The 17,715-nt window shown below is 55.0% G+C and carries 18 protein-coding genes; 8 read left to right on the forward strand and 10 right to left on the reverse strand.

Translation table 11 applies throughout. The annotated features are described in order from the left end of the window. Window positions 1-262: 262 nt before the first annotated feature. Window positions 263-1,357, reverse strand: a complete 1,095-nt coding sequence (locus tag ACIP8I_RS04325) for a hypothetical protein (protein ID WP_400758950.1) — start codon at window positions 1,355-1,357, stop codon at window positions 263-265. A gap of 395 nt (window positions 1,358-1,752) precedes the next feature. On the opposite strand from ACIP8I_RS04325, the gene ACIP8I_RS04330 reads away from it, so the two are divergent. Then, complete coding sequence (locus ACIP8I_RS04330; RefSeq protein WP_400758952.1) at window positions 1,753-3,030, forward strand: hypothetical protein; 1,278 nt, start codon at window positions 1,753-1,755, stop codon at window positions 3,028-3,030. 297 nt (window positions 3,031-3,327) lie between these two features. Here the strand turns inward: ACIP8I_RS04330 and ACIP8I_RS04335 are convergent, their stop codons facing one another. The 5 genes from ACIP8I_RS04335 to ACIP8I_RS04355 all read right to left on the reverse strand — a co-directional run bounded on the left by ACIP8I_RS04335 (window position 3,328) and on the right by ACIP8I_RS04355 (window position 8,447). After that, entirely contained in the window at window positions 3,328-4,578 is a 1,251-nt protein-coding gene (locus ACIP8I_RS04335) for a hypothetical protein (protein ID WP_400758954.1), read from the reverse strand. A gap of 158 nt (window positions 4,579-4,736) precedes the next feature. Then, window positions 4,737-5,555: a DUF2971 domain-containing protein gene (locus ACIP8I_RS04340; protein WP_400758956.1), complete on the reverse strand. Its 819-nt coding sequence runs from the start codon at window positions 5,553-5,555 to the stop codon at window positions 4,737-4,739. Between the two features lie 208 nt (window positions 5,556-5,763). Next, window positions 5,764-6,870 (reverse strand): DNA alkylation repair protein, encoded by a 1,107-nt coding sequence (locus tag ACIP8I_RS04345; protein ID WP_400758959.1) that lies wholly within the window; start codon window positions 6,868-6,870, stop codon window positions 5,764-5,766. A 2-nt stretch (window positions 6,871-6,872) separates the two neighbouring features. Next, on the reverse strand, window positions 6,873-7,478 hold the full coding sequence (locus ACIP8I_RS04350; protein WP_400758961.1) for a glutathione S-transferase: 606 nt from the start codon (window positions 7,476-7,478) through the stop codon (window positions 6,873-6,875). 60 nt (window positions 7,479-7,538) lie between these two features. Then, a complete protein-coding gene (locus ACIP8I_RS04355; protein ID WP_027612958.1) occupies window positions 7,539-8,447 on the reverse strand; it encodes a MurR/RpiR family transcriptional regulator in 909 nt (302 codons plus the stop codon). A gap of 520 nt (window positions 8,448-8,967) precedes the next feature. On the opposite strand from ACIP8I_RS04355, the gene ACIP8I_RS04360 reads away from it, so the two are divergent. The 3 genes from ACIP8I_RS04360 to ACIP8I_RS04370 all read left to right on the forward strand — a co-directional run bounded on the left by ACIP8I_RS04360 (window position 8,968) and on the right by ACIP8I_RS04370 (window position 11,514). Beyond that, complete coding sequence (locus ACIP8I_RS04360; protein ID WP_003225981.1) at window positions 8,968-9,372, forward strand: TraR/DksA family transcriptional regulator; 405 nt, start codon at window positions 8,968-8,970, stop codon at window positions 9,370-9,372. Window positions 9,373-9,977: 605 nt separating this feature from the next. Beyond that, a complete protein-coding gene (locus tag ACIP8I_RS04365; protein WP_400759166.1) occupies window positions 9,978-11,201 on the forward strand; it encodes a methyl-accepting chemotaxis protein in 1,224 nt (407 codons plus the stop codon). A gap of 112 nt (window positions 11,202-11,313) precedes the next feature. Next, window positions 11,314-11,514: a hypothetical protein gene (locus ACIP8I_RS04370; protein WP_007966907.1), complete on the forward strand. Its 201-nt coding sequence runs from the start codon at window positions 11,314-11,316 to the stop codon at window positions 11,512-11,514. A gap of 6 nt (window positions 11,515-11,520) precedes the next feature. On the opposite strand, the gene ACIP8I_RS04375 is transcribed toward ACIP8I_RS04370, so the two are convergent. Further along, entirely contained in the window at window positions 11,521-11,757 is a 237-nt protein-coding gene (locus tag ACIP8I_RS04375) for a DUF2789 family protein (protein WP_400758964.1), read from the reverse strand. A gap of 46 nt (window positions 11,758-11,803) precedes the next feature. Further along, a complete protein-coding gene (locus ACIP8I_RS04380; RefSeq protein ID WP_400758966.1) occupies window positions 11,804-12,079 on the reverse strand; it encodes a hypothetical protein in 276 nt (91 codons plus the stop codon). 402 nt (window positions 12,080-12,481) lie between these two features. Between ACIP8I_RS04380 and ACIP8I_RS04385 the strand changes: the two genes are divergently transcribed. The 3 genes from ACIP8I_RS04385 to ACIP8I_RS04395 all read left to right on the forward strand — a co-directional run bounded on the left by ACIP8I_RS04385 (window position 12,482) and on the right by ACIP8I_RS04395 (window position 14,303). Further along, on the forward strand, window positions 12,482-12,952 hold the full coding sequence (locus ACIP8I_RS04385) for a hypothetical protein (protein WP_007966910.1): 471 nt from the start codon (window positions 12,482-12,484) through the stop codon (window positions 12,950-12,952). 8 nt (window positions 12,953-12,960) lie between these two features. Further along, window positions 12,961-13,158 carry a hypothetical protein gene (locus tag ACIP8I_RS04390; RefSeq protein WP_027612962.1) on the forward strand — a complete coding sequence of 66 codons (198 nt, stop codon included), beginning with the start codon at window positions 12,961-12,963 and terminating at the stop codon, window positions 13,156-13,158. Between the two features lie 128 nt (window positions 13,159-13,286). Next, window positions 13,287-14,303: an ABC transporter substrate-binding protein gene (locus ACIP8I_RS04395; RefSeq protein WP_400758969.1), complete on the forward strand. Its 1,017-nt coding sequence runs from the start codon at window positions 13,287-13,289 to the stop codon at window positions 14,301-14,303. 172 nt (window positions 14,304-14,475) lie between these two features. Here ACIP8I_RS04395 and ACIP8I_RS04400 read toward each other — a convergent pair whose 3' ends face one another. Continuing rightward, window positions 14,476-16,608, reverse strand: a complete 2,133-nt coding sequence (locus ACIP8I_RS04400) for a TonB-dependent receptor (RefSeq protein WP_400758971.1) — start codon at window positions 16,606-16,608, stop codon at window positions 14,476-14,478. 92 nt (window positions 16,609-16,700) lie between these two features. Continuing rightward, the gene (locus ACIP8I_RS04405; protein ID WP_047598254.1) at window positions 16,701-17,090 is read right to left on the reverse strand and encodes a DUF2946 domain-containing protein; all 390 of its coding nucleotides are present in this window, start codon (window positions 17,088-17,090) and stop codon (window positions 16,701-16,703) included. A gap of 94 nt (window positions 17,091-17,184) precedes the next feature. Here ACIP8I_RS04405 and ACIP8I_RS04410 point away from each other — a divergent pair, with 94 nt between their 5' ends. Then, on the forward strand, window positions 17,185-17,625 hold the full coding sequence (locus ACIP8I_RS04410; RefSeq protein ID WP_007966915.1) for a DUF3995 domain-containing protein: 441 nt from the start codon (window positions 17,185-17,187) through the stop codon (window positions 17,623-17,625). The last annotated feature ends 90 nt before the right edge of the window (window positions 17,626-17,715 follow it).

The raw sequence follows: 17,715 nt of genomic DNA on the forward strand, positions 1-17,715 counted from the left end.
ATACCCGGCTGCGAGTGCTAGATAGTCCGCCGAAAGCCCCGCTTACAAGGCTCGCTGAAGGTAAAAGGGGGTAATTATAAAATCCCCTCCCAAACGACTGCTTTTGGCCACCCTCTGCCCGTCACCACAGTCGGGAGTCGGCCAGAAGCAGCCGTATGGTAACTACGAATTCTTGGGGAATTCACCTGATAGATCCGATCTACTTCGCCGCGTTAATGCATTCGGCTTCTGAGGTTTGTGCAGTCGTCTTACGGAAATGACATCAGAAGAGCGTGAGGATGGTTACCCGCTTTTCAGATGGGAAGTATTTCAGCCCACAAAGAATGCGTGATCGACCGACTTCTTCAACGACGACATTGAACTTCAAAGTGCCATCCTCCTTGGAACGCCCCATGCTGTAAATATAGCCAGCACGTAGCTTTTCATTGATCTTATTAGACAGTTCTTCGGCTGTGATTTCGGCTAATCCAGCATGCATTAGTGCGGGTGCGTGATCCTGTCGAAGGTAAGTCAATTTTTTCTCATCTATATCCAAGATGCAGTCTTTAACGTGTACGGGGTAAGGCGTTAGCGAGTTTAGAGACATTGCTACGTCATGCTCATGCTGTAGCACGGGTCGCTCGATTTTGTAGGATAGGAACATACGGTATAGTGAACTTTCTATGCTCTTCACTGCGAATCCGAATGTCTTGAAGTTCCAAGGTAAATAGCCTTCGTTGTGATGGGGGCCGAGGCCATCGTCGTGGGTATCGATGATGATGTTCTTATACTGAACGAATGCTCTTATCAACATTGTAGAAATCATGGCTTTCATGAGCGTTGTATAGGTGAGATCCAATGCCCCCATATATGCGGGATGATGTGAAAAGGACTGCACGAGTGCCTGTTTGCCCGATGAGGTCAAATTATTTACATAGTAAAGAGCCACAGTGTCCCTAAGCCAAGCGCTCGGAAAGCGAGCCTTCAAGTCCGTTTCGCCATAGCACTCCTCGTATATGCGAGCAAACGAACCTGTTGCTCCTATCCAGTCTCCATACAGGACGCTCCGAGCGCCTCCTCGATCAAGTTTGGGCAAAAGCATGTCCATGACATCGTGGCCATAAAAATTACTGCTGAATTTTGTCCAGTCGAAGAGAAAAACCGTTTCTATCTTTTTTCTAGTCAGCGGGATGAGTGCATTCTTAAGTTCTTTGTAGTCGATTCCCTTTGCATCGAGCCCAGCACGTAACGCCAAATAGGAGCCCCAAATGGTTCGATGCATCTGTTCGGTATCCAGCTGAAAAACACTCTCAAGGATCTCCAGCGTGGAATCGCTGCGAGCCTCTAATGTATGAATGTAATCAAAATCGTGTGCCATTGCATGCTAACCAATAGGGACTGTGTCCTTAGGATCATAGCCGCATAGAATGTCATGATCGGCAGCTATTGGCCGTTTGCTGCCTGTCGCGAAGCGCTGCAAACGGCTAATAGCGGACATCCGGGAACTACTGCTTCCGGCCAGAAACGGCCATTCACCATAAAGTCGTTTCTACACATTGGCCAGACCTATCCTTAGCAAGGGATTTGCATACGCAGCAAGTCCTTGGCGGGGCTGCGGTGATAGTCAAACGCCGTTGCTCTCAGTAGAGAATACCAATAATATCTGCGACCAGACCAGCAAAAGCTTCGAATGCATTTTCTCAAAGCTAAAAAAATATATAGCGGATAGAAATTGTGCACTTACCATCTAATAGATAACAAATAAGGAAAAAAATGCTCAGCGATCTGGATGAGTTAATATTGAGTTGCGAGGACCCTCGCTCGCGCCTATATATCGAAGAGGCCGTAAAATGTTATAAGGCAGGTGCGTATCGCTCGTCAGTGGTAGCTTGTTGGATTGCAGTTGCTTTCGATTTGGTGGACAAAATAAGAGAGCTATCAGCTTCCGGAGATAAGGAGGCCCAAGTTGAAATTGCGAGATTTGAGACTATACAGAAAACTCACAACCTTCCGGGAGCCTTAGCTTTTGAAAAAGAACTTCCATTGATGGCGAAGGACAAGTTCGAGCTAATTTCTCCTATTGAATATCTAGATATTGTTCGCTTGGTAGAGGATCGCAATAGATGTGCTCATCCCTCACAGGTTTCTGACAACCAAGTATTCTCCGCGTCGGCGGAACTCGCAAGATTGCATATATTCAACTCTGTAAATTCCATACTTTCCAGACCTGCATCGCAAGGAAAGGTAGCACTGGCGCGAGTTTTGAGTGATGTAGATTCTAAATTTTTCCCGAGCAATCTAGAGGACGTTGTTACGTTATTCGAGGCCGGGCCTTTGAAACGGCCAAGAGAGTCTCTCTACAACAACTTACTAAAGGTTTTTGTAAAAACCGCCTTTGGGGGAGAAGAATCCGCAAAATTTAATAAGTGCGTGCTTGCTTTATCGGCAATTAAAATTATCCACCCTAACTTGTGGGAAAGATTCTTTGAGGATTGCGTCAGACAAACAGTTGAACGTATGCGAACGGAAGAGGAAATATCCGGCGCAGTGATAATCGTAGCACGGCTCGCCAAATTGGGTTTATGGAGTGCCCTTCCCAAGGCGGAGCAGTTAAGGATTTTGACATTTATACAAAATGCACCACAGAAATTATTTGTTGATTTAGATTGGTTTTTTTTACTAGACGCTCTCCCACCCGAATTAATTGCCGCAGCAGAAAAGAGAATTAGGTTTGCAACATTTGACGAGCTGGAAAAAGTTGATTGGCTTGTCACTCCTTCAGCGATGTTGGATCGGCTAATTACCATATATTCAACCTCTCGTAGCTTTGCTGAAGCAAATACATATGGTCGCACCATCAGGCAAGTTATGCAGGAAGTCGACCCTACCTACAAACAAGCCAATGAAATTGTTAGGATGGCATCAGCAAATGACCAGATTAAGCACAGCAATGAGTTGGCCAGTGTTCTGCGAGCGTTGGAGTCTGTTGAGGGTGGAAGGGTCGCAGTAGAGCAACTGATGCTAGATCATGGTTTAAATATTAATCTTTGATGTTTATTAGAGGAGGAGTATTTAGGTTATCTTGCGCCAATTGTAATTCTTTACCAGCGTCATGCGCGGGTCGCTCTCAGGTACTTTTCGCGTCGATGCCTCCTTCTGAATCATATTCAGTCGATCGCCGTAGTCAATCGGATGCTCGCAATTGACCACCAACGGCCAAAAGGAGCCAGTTGAAGGCGTCTAGAAATCTATGGGCGACTCAGCATGTTCATAAGTTTTATATAGTGCTTATGATTAGTCGAGTAATAGATGAATAATGTCGACCGAATGATGCGATTCATATTTAGCTTATTCAGGGCTAATAAATAATATAGCTTTATCTATAAGATCTCGCTGTCGTATCAACTCTTCTATCGAAGCTGACGAGTCTAAGAATTTATTAGCATCTTGCAATCCAGAAAAATTGCCCACTTCAGCCAAGTGAAAAATAACCGCCTGCCGAAAGAATTTTTGTATTTGGAAGCAATGAGGGGATGGATCGTCGATAGACTGCCCCATATGTACATTTCGATTACGGTAGTCTTTTACATGCTCTAATATTTGTCGATGATACTCACGTTCTCCATAAAGGTAAGAGCAACGCGCAACGACTAAATCCGTATTATTTTCACCTGGAGCCATTACTGACTCCAAAGCAGCCCACCCCCGTTGAACAGAGGAGTTTTTATCAGTCTCGTCAAATGCACGCACAAATCTTACGATGGCGTCTTTGATAATGTGCGCATCCTTATGATGCTTGAGTTTATCTGTTACAAACCTGAAGAAGTTTATCGATTGGGTTTTTTTTCCAGCTGTCAGATTTAATGATCTTCGCTCAGTATAGTTAGAGTCGTACCAAAAAATATTGCTATCACTTAGACTGCCATCCTTGTTGTGTAACGTATGCATTCCCCCTAAAGTCAACTTGTTGATAGGCGCTCTTCGAATTGCCCGCACCGAAATGGCAATTTCAAACGCAGGGTTTATATCTAGACAAAATACTCCCCTTATGAAATCCAGTTCATGTAGCGCATGCTCTACACCATCCATAGGATTTTTCGACTTGAATCTTACAACAACAGGACAATAACTATCTGGTAGAGATGGAGATTCAAAATTCCAACGAGCGTTATATGTTTCTCGATTTTTATATTTTTTTGGAAGCCCGCCTGGGTAACATTCCAGAGTCGTATCACCGAGCACTATCCTTCGCAGTGGAAAGCCCGTGGCTATCGATATCGAAGTTACTAACACGTACTCCTTCGGCACCTGCTTATTATAAGATAACACCTCTATCTTTAATGCTTTCAAAAAATCATCAGCCAATTTGCTCCCGGATTTCACCCATGAGTTCAAGGCTCGGTTATAAAATCGCTTAGCGGTGTGATAACTAAATGTTTTATGAAAATCAATCATCGTAAAAAGAACGGAATCAAGCTCATGTATTTCGAAGCCATTGAAAGACACTTTACCTTCGGCGTCGATAGATGAGCAGGCCTTTAGGCGATCTAGGATGATTTGCGGCTTCAGTTTTTTGTTGGCCTTCCATTCAACTTTCATATTCACTCCTCAAATTCAACCATATTCTAACCCTGTTTACATCGCTCTGAACGCCCGGGTATCCCAGATACATCCAAGGTCTCCTTTTGGCCGAAAGAAGCCTGCTATGCCGGGCGGGCATGAAATACATGGGTCGAGGGTGCAGTTTTGGTGGCCGATTAAGTGCCTGCTGTCCCCAGTAGTCCTAGCCGCTTTGCTTCCAGATGTGACATGTATTTTACGGGCTGAAATTCAACTGAGAAGTTAGACTTGCTACGACAACCTTGCCAGAGCTGGACGTGTTCATTTTGTCCAGCGAGAACTAACGCTATAATCTCAATCGCAGTGAGGGGCATGTCTGGGCCGAAGTAGATGCCGGTGAGTGCTTCGGAAGGATACCGATACGCCGTGCCGGCTTGACTATGAATAGCGCGCCACTCGTGCTCATAAGCCCAATCAATCGCTTTGGTACAATATAGATCGGAGACAGGGTCGGAATCTTCACCGCACAGGATCGGAACGATGTCGAGAATGGGCATGTCTTGTGTATAGTGAACCTTCTTAATCTTGTGAAATGGATCGGCCAAGGTTGAAAACTCCAGGCAGAAACCTTTGCAATGATCCCCGTAGTGGGACCACATCAATAAGTTGTCCTTCTTCTCTGAAAAGCAGCTGACCCCACGTTGTGACAGAAATCTTTTGATCATGTCATCTAAGGTTTCCTGTCCTATGCGAAGGAGCATATCCCTAAGCACAGCAGGAGATGCTTTTTCGAACTCTCGCCGAATGCCACTTTCGATTTCGGGTTTTGCTAAGTAATGGCTTCGCAGTTTCTCAACATCGGCGTCAGTTGGCTCCTTGATGCGCGGTGAAAGCGCGCAGTCGTAAGGGTCGTTGAAAGCGAGCGGGGAACCGAAATAGATTAATTGGTCCTTCAGGTTCTGAAGCGACTGTGCGGTAAAGCGTTCGTACTTGTAGAGGTGCAGCGGCGATGACATGGGTTCAGATTCCTAGAAAAACCTGACGCTACTGTTTCGCCATCAGTCTGTCCACTGTCCGTTGCTGGCCGTCAATGGTCGCTTGCGAACGTCGGTTTTTGGCCGGAAGCTGACTTGTCATCAGCGTCCGCTTTTGGCCGAAAGCAGCCCCATCCGTAATTCCCTATCAGCCCGAGTCCCGCCATATCAACGGAATCTCTTAGCAGTATCAATCAGCGACGATCTCAAACGCAGCACTCCCCAAAACCTCCCCATTCACCAAAACCCTCACCCCATGCCGCCCCAAAAAATGCTTCCGCGTCGTAAAATCCCGAATCACCTGCCGCCTCCCCACAACCACTTCCCCAAACCCCGCCAACACCACCGTCTTCAACTTGAATACCTTCCCCGAAACCCCGCCGTTCGCCTTCACATAGTCAATCGCATAATCAATCACCAACCGCTGTTCATGCGCCACCGTCGACTTCACCGTAAACGATAACGTAATCGCTTCCCCCAACCGAACCACCGCCGGTTCAACCCGCACATCCAGCAACTCAACCTCAGCCTTGGCCCCCGCACCAATCACCGTCAGCGCGCGCAGATCGCCCTGTTTGATCAAGCTGCGCAACGCATGCTTGGCAATCCACGCCGTGTGTTTGTTCTCCAGTGGCCAGCCTTCAATCGTTTCCAGCACCCATTCCGGATGCTCTTTGGTTACGTCATTCAGATGGTTCGCCACGGACTTGCGTACGTACAGACTCTCGTCGGTCTTCAACCGATCGAGGATACCGGCGGTCAGTTGCGGGTTGGCTTGCACGGCTTCGAGGCGAAATGACCAGGGCAGGCGAGGGCGGGTGCCTTCGCTGGCGAGGCGGCGGACGTGGTAGTTTTGGTCTTGGGTCCAGTCGTGCAGGAGTTCCAGCGAGCGTTCGAGGTCGCTGCGCAGGAAGTGGCGGATGGCGAATTCGGAGGAGCCGAAGGTGGTGAAGTATTTCAGCGCTTGCATGGAGGTATCGAAGGCGTGGCCGCCGTAGCTGGCGACGTAGTGCGGCAGGCACATGCTGACGAATCCGCTGTTGAGGCGGGGGGCGAGTTCGCGCAGGACTTCGAGGGAATCTTCGTAGTCCAGTGGCAGCACGGCGTGCAGGCTTTCGCTGACGCGGGCCATGCGTTGCATCACCGACAATTCCGCCAGCCCTTGGTTGGCGTGCTTGAGAAACGCCTTGGCCTTGAACGCCGGGTACACGGCGCTCATTTCAGTGGCGATGTGTTGCAGGCGCTCGGCGTTGAAGATTTCCTTTAACGCCGGGGCGGCGGTGTCGGTGGTGCTCATGGTCAGGTCATCGGGGTGCTGACGAACGCTTCGAGGGTTTCGGCGTAGGCTGTGTATTGGGCGATGTGCGGGTAGCGGCGGGTGTCGATCTGGTCGGGGACGACGAGGTCGGTGAAGCTCCAGGCGACGGCGAGGCTGATGCCGGCCTGGGTGAGGGTGCCGTCGGTAGGCAGGCCGGTTTTTTCCAGTTCCTGTTCGAGGGCGGTGAAGGCGGCGGCGAGTTGGCCTTCGACGCGTTCGACCCACGGTTGGTATTGAATGTCAGCCGGGCGCAGGTTGCGTTCGTAATAGAGCTGCACGGCTTTTTCGCAGGCGGCGAGGCTGAGGCCGATCAGGCGCAGGGCGTGGGCGCGTTGTTGGAGGTCAGTCGGCAGCAGGCTTTTGCCGCTGGCGGCTTCGAGGTAGTCGAGGATGAGGGTGGAGTCCATCAGGACCACGCCGTCATCGAGGATCAGCGTGGGTGCCTTGACCACCGGGTTGATCTGCTGGAATTGCTCGAAGTGGCGGAACACCGAGACCGATTCATGTTCGAGGTCGATGCCGAGGCGTTTGGCGGAGATCGCCACGCGGCGCACGTAGGGGGAGTCCAGCATGCCGATCAGTTTCATGACGCGTTCCTTCAGTCGAACCGGTGGGAAGGCATAACCTAGCCGAGCCTGAGGCAAATGTCAGTCGTCAAAACCGGCTTGTTCGTGAATCTCGTCCACATTCAATTCCAGCCGATACGCCACCGCCACGAACAACGCCTGACACAAACACAACGTCGCACTCAGCGAACGAAACGCCAGTGCGCTGCCCTCATTCACTAGCAGCAGACTGTTGGCGTTTTTGGCCAAAGGTGAGAGGTGGCTGTCGGTGAGGATCAGGGTGTTGGCCTGTTGTTGCCGGGCGTAGCGCAGGCAGTGCTGGGTTTCCTTGGCGTAGGGGGTGAAGCTGATGGCGATCACCAAATCACCGCTACGCACGCTGCGCATCTGCTCGCGATAACTGCCGCCCAGTCCGGAAACCAGGTGTATGCGTTTGTGAGTGTGTTGCAAGTTGTAAACGAGGTAGTCGGCGACGGCGAAGGAGCGGCGCACGCCGACGACATAGATGTTGTCGGCGTTGACGATCAGGTCGACGGCTTTTTCGAACGCGACGTCGTCGAGTTCGCGGCCCAGGCGTTCGATGCCGGAGCGGGTGGCGTCAATGCATTCGCGGGCGAGGTCGCCGTCGCTGGCCTGCTGCGACTGGTTGGCGATCATGCTGCGGATGCGTTGTTGGTAGTTGTGTACCGGCGAGGCTTTGTGGGTGTAGGCGGCGCGGAACAGCGCCTGCATCTCGCTGAAGCCGCTGAAGCCGAAACGCTGCGAGAAACGTACGATGGCGGACGGATGCACCTCGCATTCCCGGGCGATGTCGCTGATGCGATCGACCATGATCCGGTCGCTTTGCTGGCTCATGTAGCTGGCGATGCGCTTGAGTTGGCGCGGCAGGGTGTCGTATTCGTCGGTGATCAGTTGCAGCAGACGCTCGGCATTGATCGGGAGGCTGGCGAGGGGGCGCTCGTCGTTGGCCGGCAGATCGGGGCGGGGCATAAGTTATCCTTTGAGCTGATCGTTCAACCTGTGGCGAGGGAGCTTGTCGAATCGTCGCACCGTCCCGCTGGACTGCGCAGCAGGCCCAAAAATGGAGGCCGCTTCGCGACCCAGCGGGAGCAAGCTCCCTCGCCACAAAGTGCTGGGTTGTGGCTGATGTTAGGAGGGCTTTTGGGGTTCTGCTTGGCTGAAACGATGCACCGGGAGTAGAAAAATTCGCGATGAGACGCCAGCGGTTAGCCGTTTGTCTTCTATATACAGCCGTTGGACTGAATTTCTTGCTATAAACGCACTCCGATGACCGCCATGAAGCCTGTGTCAGACCTGTTTACGGCTGTTGTCGGACAAATTCCCGGTATTTACAGTTGCTGAGGCCTCAAACGGGCCTTAGACTGCCGCCCCTTCGTAAATTGAGTGCCGGGTGGCGTTTGCAATAAACGATGCCTTTTCGTCGACCGGACACGGTTCGCCGGAACGCTCCCTATTTCGCCTTAATGCACGTTTTTTTATAGAGATATCAATGACAAAGGACAAGTTGCTGGCCATGCCGGCAGATGACTACATGAATGCCGAGCAACACGCTTTCTTCACTGAGCTGTTGCAGAACATGAAAGTCGAAACCCACGAGCGCATTGAGCAAAACCGTATCGCCATCGAAAGCCTGGACACTCCGGCCGACCCGGCGGACGCGGCTTCGGTTGAAGAAGAGCGCACCTGGCTGGTGAACGCGATCGATCGCGACCAGCGCATGCTGCCGCAACTGGAACAAGCCCTTGAGCGCATCAAGGAAGACAGTTTTGGCTGGTGCGACGACAGCGGCGAGGCCATTGGCCTGAAACGCCTGCTGATCAGCCCGACCACCAAGTACTGCATCGAAGCTCAAGAGCGTCACGAGCAGATCGACAAGCACCAGCGTCAGGCCTGATTCCATGGCTGCCCCCTGAATCGGGGGTGCCCGAAAAGATCGCAGCCTTCGGCAGCTCCTCCACGAGCTGCCGGGGCTGCGATCTTTGCTTTTGCTCGTCCGCGATATTTTGCGCGCCGTTCCATTGACCTGCTGCAGACTCCACGACTAACGGACCATGGATAATGGCGTTCTAGTGGCGTTTAATGCAGTCACAACAATGAGAACAAGCGTGGGGTGTTGAAATGACGAGAGATGGATCTCTGGTTGGGGCTTTGCCCGCACCAGTGCTGTTGCCGAAAAACCGCTGGATCGCTCCGACCCTGCAAAGCATCGCCCTGATGCTGTTGCTCGCCGGCATGACGCTGGGTGAATGGTCGCTGTACGTCAGCCTGCCGCTGGCAGTGCTGATTGTCTGGCTGCCACGCCTGCGCTCGCGGGCCACCCCTGATGCTGCGCCTGTCGATGCCGGCAGCGCGATTTCCGAACTCACTCGCGATCTTTCCTACACCACCAGTCATAACGCGCTGTCAGCCGCCGGTGTGGCGTTTTCCGTCAAGCAACTGGCGGGCAAACTGGAATCGCAACTCGAGGCGGCGGCGCAGATTGTCAGCAACGCCGAAGTGATGATCGCCACCGAACACGCCACTTCGCAGCTCAGTCGTGAAGCGCTGGACGCCGCCAGCGAGGCGCACCACAGCAGCGCGGCGGGGCGCACGGAACTGGTGGATTCGATTGCGCGCATGCATCAACTCAGTCAACGCGCCAACGCCAGCCGTGAGCTGATCGAAGCCCTGAGCCTGCGCAGCGATGACATTCAACGGGTGACGCTGGTGATTCAGTCCATCGCCAGCCAGACCAATCTGCTGGCCCTCAACGCGGCAATTGAAGCGGCGCGGGCGGGTGAGCATGGTCGGGGTTTTGCGGTGGTGGCGGATGAGGTGCGCGGTCTGGCAGCGCGGACGGCCTCGGCGACCGGCGAGGTCGGGGAGATGGTCGCCGATATTCAGCAGCGCACGGCGCAAGTGGTGGAGCAGATCCGCGAGTTGTCCAGCGATCTGCAGATCGGTGTCGAACAAGTTGAAAACACCGGCCAGCATCTGCAAAACATCGCGCGGCTGGCGGCCGGGGTGGAAACTCAGGTCGGTGAAATCGCCCGTGGCGCGGAAACCAATCGCGAGCAGCTCGACAGTCTGTTCAAGGCCATCGAGCAGATGCGCAGTGATCTGGCGATCAGCGATCAGCAAACCCGACGCCTGGCCGAGGCCGCTGTGCAGATGGAAGGGCAGGCGGAAACCATCAGCGAGCGTCTGGCCGAAGTCGGTCTGGATGACTATCACCAGCGCGTCTATGACCTGGCGCGTGAGGGCGCGAGTCAGATTGCGGCGCGGTTCGAGGCGGATGTCGAGCAGGGGCGGATCAGTCTTGAGGATTTGTTCGACCGTCAATATCAACCGATTCCCGGGACGCAACCGGCGAAGTTTCAGACCCGTTTCGACCGCTACACCGATCAGGTATTGCCGACGATTCAGGAGCCGTTGCTGCCGCGTCATGAAGGGTTGGTGTTCGCCATCGCCTGCACGCCGCAGGGTTATGTGCCGACGCACAATCTGGCGTTCAGTCAGCCGTTGACCGGTGACGCGCAGGTCGACGCGGTGGGTAACCGCACCAAACGCAAGTTCGCCGATCGCACCGGGATTCGCTGCGGCAGCCATCAACAGGCGGTGTTGCTGCAGACCTACACCCGTGACACCGGGGAGCTGATGCACGACTTGTCGGTGCCGATCATGGTCAAGGGCCGGCATTGGGGCGGTCTGCGCCTGGGTTATAAACCGGAGAATCCGCGCTGATCGATTGTTACCGCTCGCGCAATGAATCTGTGCACGTGGGTTGCTGTTTCCTCTGCGATGAAGTCATTAACATGGCCATTAGTTAGGTAGCTAATGAAATCGAGAGGTCAGTATGTGCAGAGTCGATGTCGCGGTGATGATTGGCAGTGGTGTGCCCGCCGGATTGCGCGCGATGGGCCAGAGCGTCTGCTGGGTGGTGTTGCTCAATGGTGAGCGGCGCGGCACCGCGTTCGCCAGTCGCGACGAGGCGGAGGAGTGCAAGGCTGCCTGGCTCGCGCAACTGATGGCCGAGCCTGGCGACAGCCTGCACTGACATTTATTAACGTCCGTCGTGCAGGCGTACGTTCAATTCATCGACCATCACCGCTTCTTCGCCGTCGGCGCGCAGCCACTCCTTCAGAAGTTGCGCCTGTTGCGGTGTCCAGAACGCGGCATCGATCAACTTGGTGTTGGCATCCAGCGGATGCGCTTCGATGAAATCGTCGATTGCCCCGTTTTCCGATGGCAGGCCCAGTTGGTCGAACAGGGTTTTCAGATCATATGCAGGCAGTTCCATCGTGTACTCCTTTTGCGTGTGCCGGAATGGCGCTGTCGCTCGCTCTTTATCTGAGGCAGCCGTTGGACAAGAGTTCGATTCGTGATTCAAGCGAGCGGGCGAGGGCGCACGCCTCGTTATGGTCTTCGCGGAAACCTCTTACACGACCGGTGGAAGATTCCTTGATATGAAAGAACGCGTTACCCGCCGGAACTACCTGAAATCGCGGTCTGTGACTGCCTGCTCCGTGCTCCGCAAGTTCAGCCAGATCGGTGCCTTGCAGCACGAACGGCGTGTCGATGACTGGTTTGGAAGGCTGGGTAAAGTGAGTCAGAGTGCACATATGAAGTCCTTTTCATGAGATAGCCGACGGTTACAGGTCGGTTCGGGTAGTCGGAAGCAGCATCGCTGCTCTAGAATCGCCAGCGTCTGTTGACGACAGGTGTCTATCTAAAGCAATTTTTTACCGGCGATATGTCGGAAAAGGGCTTTTTTTCGTCAGTTTTTTCCCTAAAGTTTGTAGTCCGTCTTCGTTGCGCTTCAATGAAGATTTTTCCTTCAAGGTTTGGCGAACGTCGAGGCAGGTTTCTCGCCTGACTTTCCAGTAGTCTTGCGAACCCATTGATGAATGGGCGTTCTGCTTGTCTCAGGTTTACTGAAGTCATTCGGTAACAGCATCGGCCTGGCCGTTTTTTTGCCGTGCGCGTTTTGGCGCAGGGTACTTTTCAGATGTGGGGATGTTTCTTTGGCAGTCAGTAATCTCGATATGCATGCTTTGTTCGTGTTGGGTGATTTGCGTGCAAAGCTGGTCAAGCTGTTTCAATCGCGTTTTGTTTACATCACCGAACAGAATGCCGAAGGTATTTACGTGGCCGAGATCGACACCGAAAGTGCATTGGTGGTCGATGACAAACCGGGACTCAAGCTCAAGGTCGGCGATCATTTCAGCGCGGCCGTGCTGCCCAGCCGCGAAGGCGGCAAGATGGACATCCGCTTTCGCGAAATCAAACTGACGGTGTACGGCCTGGGCGACTATGCCTTTGTCGATACCGCGGACGGACACGCGATCCTGTTCAAGGAAGGCCACAGCGTGGTGACGGTGTTTGCCGCGCATCAGCAACTGCAGGAAGGCCTGACCAAGACCCTGAAAGCCGTTACCGGTAAAGCGGCGAAGTGGCGCAAGGGCGAACTGATCACATTCAAGGCCAGCGAGTGATCGGAGATTTGAGTCGCGCCGACTTCCATTCGCAGAACCTCGATCGCGCGCGTGAAGAGGCCTTGCGCCTGTTCAACGCCAAAGCCGAATTGCAGGGCGCGTGGCTGAACTGGGTGGCAGCGCAGATCTACACCTTGCGGCCTGCGGAATACGCCAGCATGGTCAGACGCGAGCTGCAAAGCTTGCAGGAAAAGTCTGAAACATAACCTCGCCGGGATTGGGTCCCGGAAAAAGCAGGAACCTCGGCTACAGTCAGTTGACTGAGTATTCAGAGGCTTGCGGTCTTCTGCCAGGCCATCCTGCTATTGCTGTGAACAGCACGAGGTGCAAAAGCATGAAAGGATTTCGACGGTTACTGGCCGCCAGCGTGGTCACGTTCGGTGTGCTGACATCGGCGCAACCGGTGACGGCGGCGCAAACGCCCATCCATTTTGCCGACCTGAACTGGGAAAGCGGCAGCCTGATCACCGATGTCCTGCGGATCATCGTCGAAAAGGGCTATGGCCTGCCGACCGATACGCTGCCGGGCACCACTATCACCCTGGAAACCGCGCTGGCCAACAACGACATTCAGGTCATTGGCGAAGAGTGGGCCGGGCGCAGTCCGGTGTGGGTCAAGGCTGAAGCCGAAGGCAAGGTCGTCAGTCTCGGCGATACGGTCAAGGGTGCCACCGAAGGCTGGTGGGTGCCGGAATACGTGATCAAGGGCGACCCGGCCAAAGGTATCAAGGCGCTGGCGCCGGACTTGCGCAGCGTCAGTGATCTGAAGAAATACAAGGACGTGTTCAAGGACCCGGAAAACCCGAGCAAGGGTCGGTTCCTCAACAGCCCGATCGGCTGGACCTCGGAAGTGGTGAACAAACAGAAGCTGACCGCTTACGGCCTGCAGGACGATTACACCAATTTCCGCAGTGGCTCGGGTGCGGCGCTGGATGCCGAAATCAGCTCTTCGATCCGTCGGGGCAAACCGGTGCTGTTCTATTACTGGTCGCCGACGCCATTGCTGGGCAAATTCAAACTGGTGCAGCTGGAAGAGCCACCGTTCGATGCCGAAGCGTGGAAGACCCTGACCGATGCCGATAACCCCAATCCGAAACCGACCCGTTCGCTGGCGTCGAAGCTGTCGATTGGCGTGTCTACGCCGTTCCAGAAGCAGTATCCGCAGATTGCCGATTTCTTCAGCAAGGTGGATTTCCCGATCGAGCCGCTGAACAAGGCGTTGGCCGAGATGAGCGAGAAGCACACCGCGCCACGCCAGGCGGCGGAAGCGTTCATGAAGGCGCATCCGGAGGTGTGGCAGGCGTGGGTGCCGAAGGATGTGGCGGAGAAGGTCTCCGCTGATCTGAAATGAGATGGGCTTCTGTGGCGAGGGAGCTTGCTCCCGCTGGGTTGCGAAGCAGCCCTGAAATCGGCTGACGCGGTTAATCAGTAAAACCGCATTTTCCGAGATAGCGACTGCTCCGCAGCCGAGCGGGACGGTGCGACGATTCGACAAGCTCCCTCGCCACAGGTTATGTGTCGACTTAGAATCGAGTTTGCACCGCCAATTCAAAAGTACGCGGCGTACCCAGATAGTAAGCCGGCGAAACATGCGCAAACTCGGCATACACCTCGTTGGTCAGGTTACGCACCCGGCCGGTGACGGTGGTGTGCGAGTCGACCTTGTAGCTGAGAAAGCTGCCGAACAGCGTGTACGACGGCACGGTCATGGTGTTCGCCGTATCTGCGTACACCGACGCCACATACCGCGCATCGACCCCGCCTTGCCACTGCGGGGAGAAGTCGTAAGTCAGCCACAGGTTGCCCACCCGGTCCGGAACGTTGGTCGGTGTGTTGCCCTTGCGTGAAACCACCGCGCCGGCGGCGTTCTTTTCGGTGAAGTCGTCGTATTGCGCATCGACCCAGGCGAAGTTGCCTTCGGCCAACAGTTTGTCGGTGATCCGCAGGGAGCTGGCGATCTCGATGCCTTTCGAAGTTTGCTGCCCTACCGGGATGCTGCTGGTCGGGTCCAGCGGATCAGTCACAGCAAAGTCTTTGCGCTCGATGGTGTAGGCGGCAACCGTCGCCGAGCCACGGCCATCCAGGTAGTCGAACTTGCTGCCGATTTCCCATTGCTTGCCGGTTGAAACATCGAAGTCCTGCGTGCCGTTCGGTTGTTCGGCGGCGGTGCTGTATTGCACGTAGACGTTGGCGGATGGAATGAACTGGTAGGTCAGGCCGACGCGCCCGGTGACCGGCTCCCAGCTGCGTTTGAGGTGCTTGGGATTGGCGGCCGTCACGGTGCGATGGTTGGTCACGTCGAGGTCGATGTCGTCGTACCGCAGGCCAGTGAGCAGCGCCAGTTTGTCGGTCAGTGCCAGGCGGTTTTCCACAAACAGCGCCTTGGTGGTGACCTCGTTGGTCTTGTCGCTGATCAGCGCCGGGTTGGTGCCGGGAATGTCGTAGAAGTGCCCGGGTCGGTAATTGTTCGGATCGACCGTGCTCGCGCCTTTGATGTTCAACGGCGAGTTGGTGGTCTGGTTGACCTTGTACTCGAATCCGCCGGACCAAGTGGTGTCGAGACCGAACAAGGTGTTGTCGTGGCGCAGTTCGAACTGGTTGCCGTTCTGCTCGCCCTGATGCCGCACTTGATAGGCGGTGGAACGGTTAACCGCCGAGTTGTCGGCGTTGTACTGATAGGTCTCGAGGTTGCGGTAATCGCGTTGGCTGTCGAGGTGATACAGCGTATTGCGCAGAGTGGTGCTGTCGTTGATCCGGTAATCGATGATCGAACGCACCCAGATCGTGCGCTGTTCGTAGCGCCCGTCCTCGACGTTGTAGTTGTTGAAGCGGTTGTGTTTGTCGATCTTCAACTCGCCGGCTTTGGGGTTGAGTACCGGCGTGCCCCAGTACGGGCTGTCTTCGTGTTCGTCCTGATATTCCAGGGCCAGGGTGTGCGACAGGTCCGGCGTGAGGTCGCTGAGCAACGAGAACGCCACGCTCCAGGCATCGCGTTCCTGGCGGTCGATGTAGCCGTTGCTGGTGTTGTGGCTGACATCGAGGCGCGCGTAGTGCTGCACGTCGGCCCCCGGGTCGGTCAGCGCATGGTTGAGGCCGAACGCGGTTTCGGTGGTGTCGTAACTGCCGTAGCTGACGCGACCTTCGGCGGCTTGTTCGTCGCGGGTCGCCAGTTTGGTCACATAGTTCAGCGAGCCGCCGACCGAGCCTGCGCCGTTGATCAGCGATGACGGACCGCCCACCAGTTCGACCCGATCATAGATCCACGCATCCACCGGTCGGGCGAGGCCGCCGGAGACGGTGACGCCGTTGAACATCTGGGTGATCTGGCTGCTGGTGAAACCGCGATAGGAGACGAATCCGCCAAAGCCTGGCGGCGCGCTGGCATTGACCCCGGGCAGGGTGTTGGCGGCGTCCTGGAAGTTCTGTGCGCCGTGGCGTTCGATGTCGTTGCGATTGGCGACGGCCACCGAGGCCGGTGTGTCGCGCACGCTAAGGCCGAGGCGCGAAGCCATGCCGCTGGATTGATCGAGGCTCAGGCCCGGCTCGCTGGTGGATTCGCCGTCGATGGTGATTGGCGCCAGATCCACGGTGGATTGCGCCCAGGCGTTAAGGGACAGGCAGCCGCACAGGCTCGCCAGCAGAGGAATATGTTTCATCGTTGAATCCTGAATGCTTGTCTGGGAATCAGCGCACAGGCAAACGCCGCGCGTTGGCGCAGTGAGCTGAAAAATCAAAAAGGCAAAGACACTCAGGCGAGCGGTGGGGCGCGAGGGTTGGCCGAAGGCCAGGTGAAGCGGGCAGGGAGGTCGGCGCTGACGATGGGTGCCAGCGGCGGGCTGTGTTGCTCGGGCAGAACCGCGAGGGTCAGGCTGGAGTTGAACGCCGGGCCCATGCCGCCGCCGACCGAGCACAACGGGCAGCCGAACGCCTTGGACAGGGTCGGCAATTGTTCTTCACTGGGATTGCTGGTCAGCGGCGCTTGCGTGGCCGGGTCGACTGTACAGAACTGGCCGCCGATACCGTTGAGCTGCATCCCGACCATTTGTCCGTGACCGATGCTGCAGGCGAACACGTTGAACAGGACGCAGCAATAAAGCATCCAGGCCAGCAGTGAGCGATCGGAACGGGTGAATTTCATGGGGCGGCACTTTACCGTACCGCTGATCGGTCGTGCACTTCAAAAAATGCCAACTAGGATGTTTTGTTCAAATCCCTCGAAAGGATTCTCGACCATGACCTTTGTGTTGGCTCAATGGCTGGTGACGATATTTGCGGCAATCGCCCTGGTACACGTGTATTGGGCGCTGGGTGGGCAATGGGCGGCGGTGGCGGCGGTACCGCAAGTGCCGGTGCAAGGACTGGTGGTGACGGTGCGACCGGCGTTCAAACCGTCAGGCTGGATCACTTTGTTGGTGGCGGCAGCATTATTGGTGATCGCCGCGCTGGTGTGCATGCGCGTCGGCTGGGGCATGCCGGCGGTGCATCACAAGGCATTGCAATGGGTGATCAGCGCGATTGCGTTGCTGATGTTTGCCCGGGCGATCGGCGATTCGAATCTGGTGGGGTTTTTCAAGGAAGTGAAAGGGTCGCGGTTTGCGCGGCTGGATACCTGGGTGTATTCGCCGTTGTGTCTGGTGCTGGGGGCGGGGTTGTTGGCGGTGGCGTGGGTCTGAGGTTTGAGGTGATCTGGAGATTGCTATCGCGAGCAGGCTCACTCCTACATTTGGAATGCGTTCCCCTGTAGGAGTGAGCCTGCTCGCGAT

Origin of the sequence: Pseudomonas sp. NPDC088414, assembly GCF_044753325.1 — a bacterium.
Lineage (GTDB): Bacteria > Pseudomonadota > Gammaproteobacteria > Pseudomonadales > Pseudomonadaceae > Aquipseudomonas.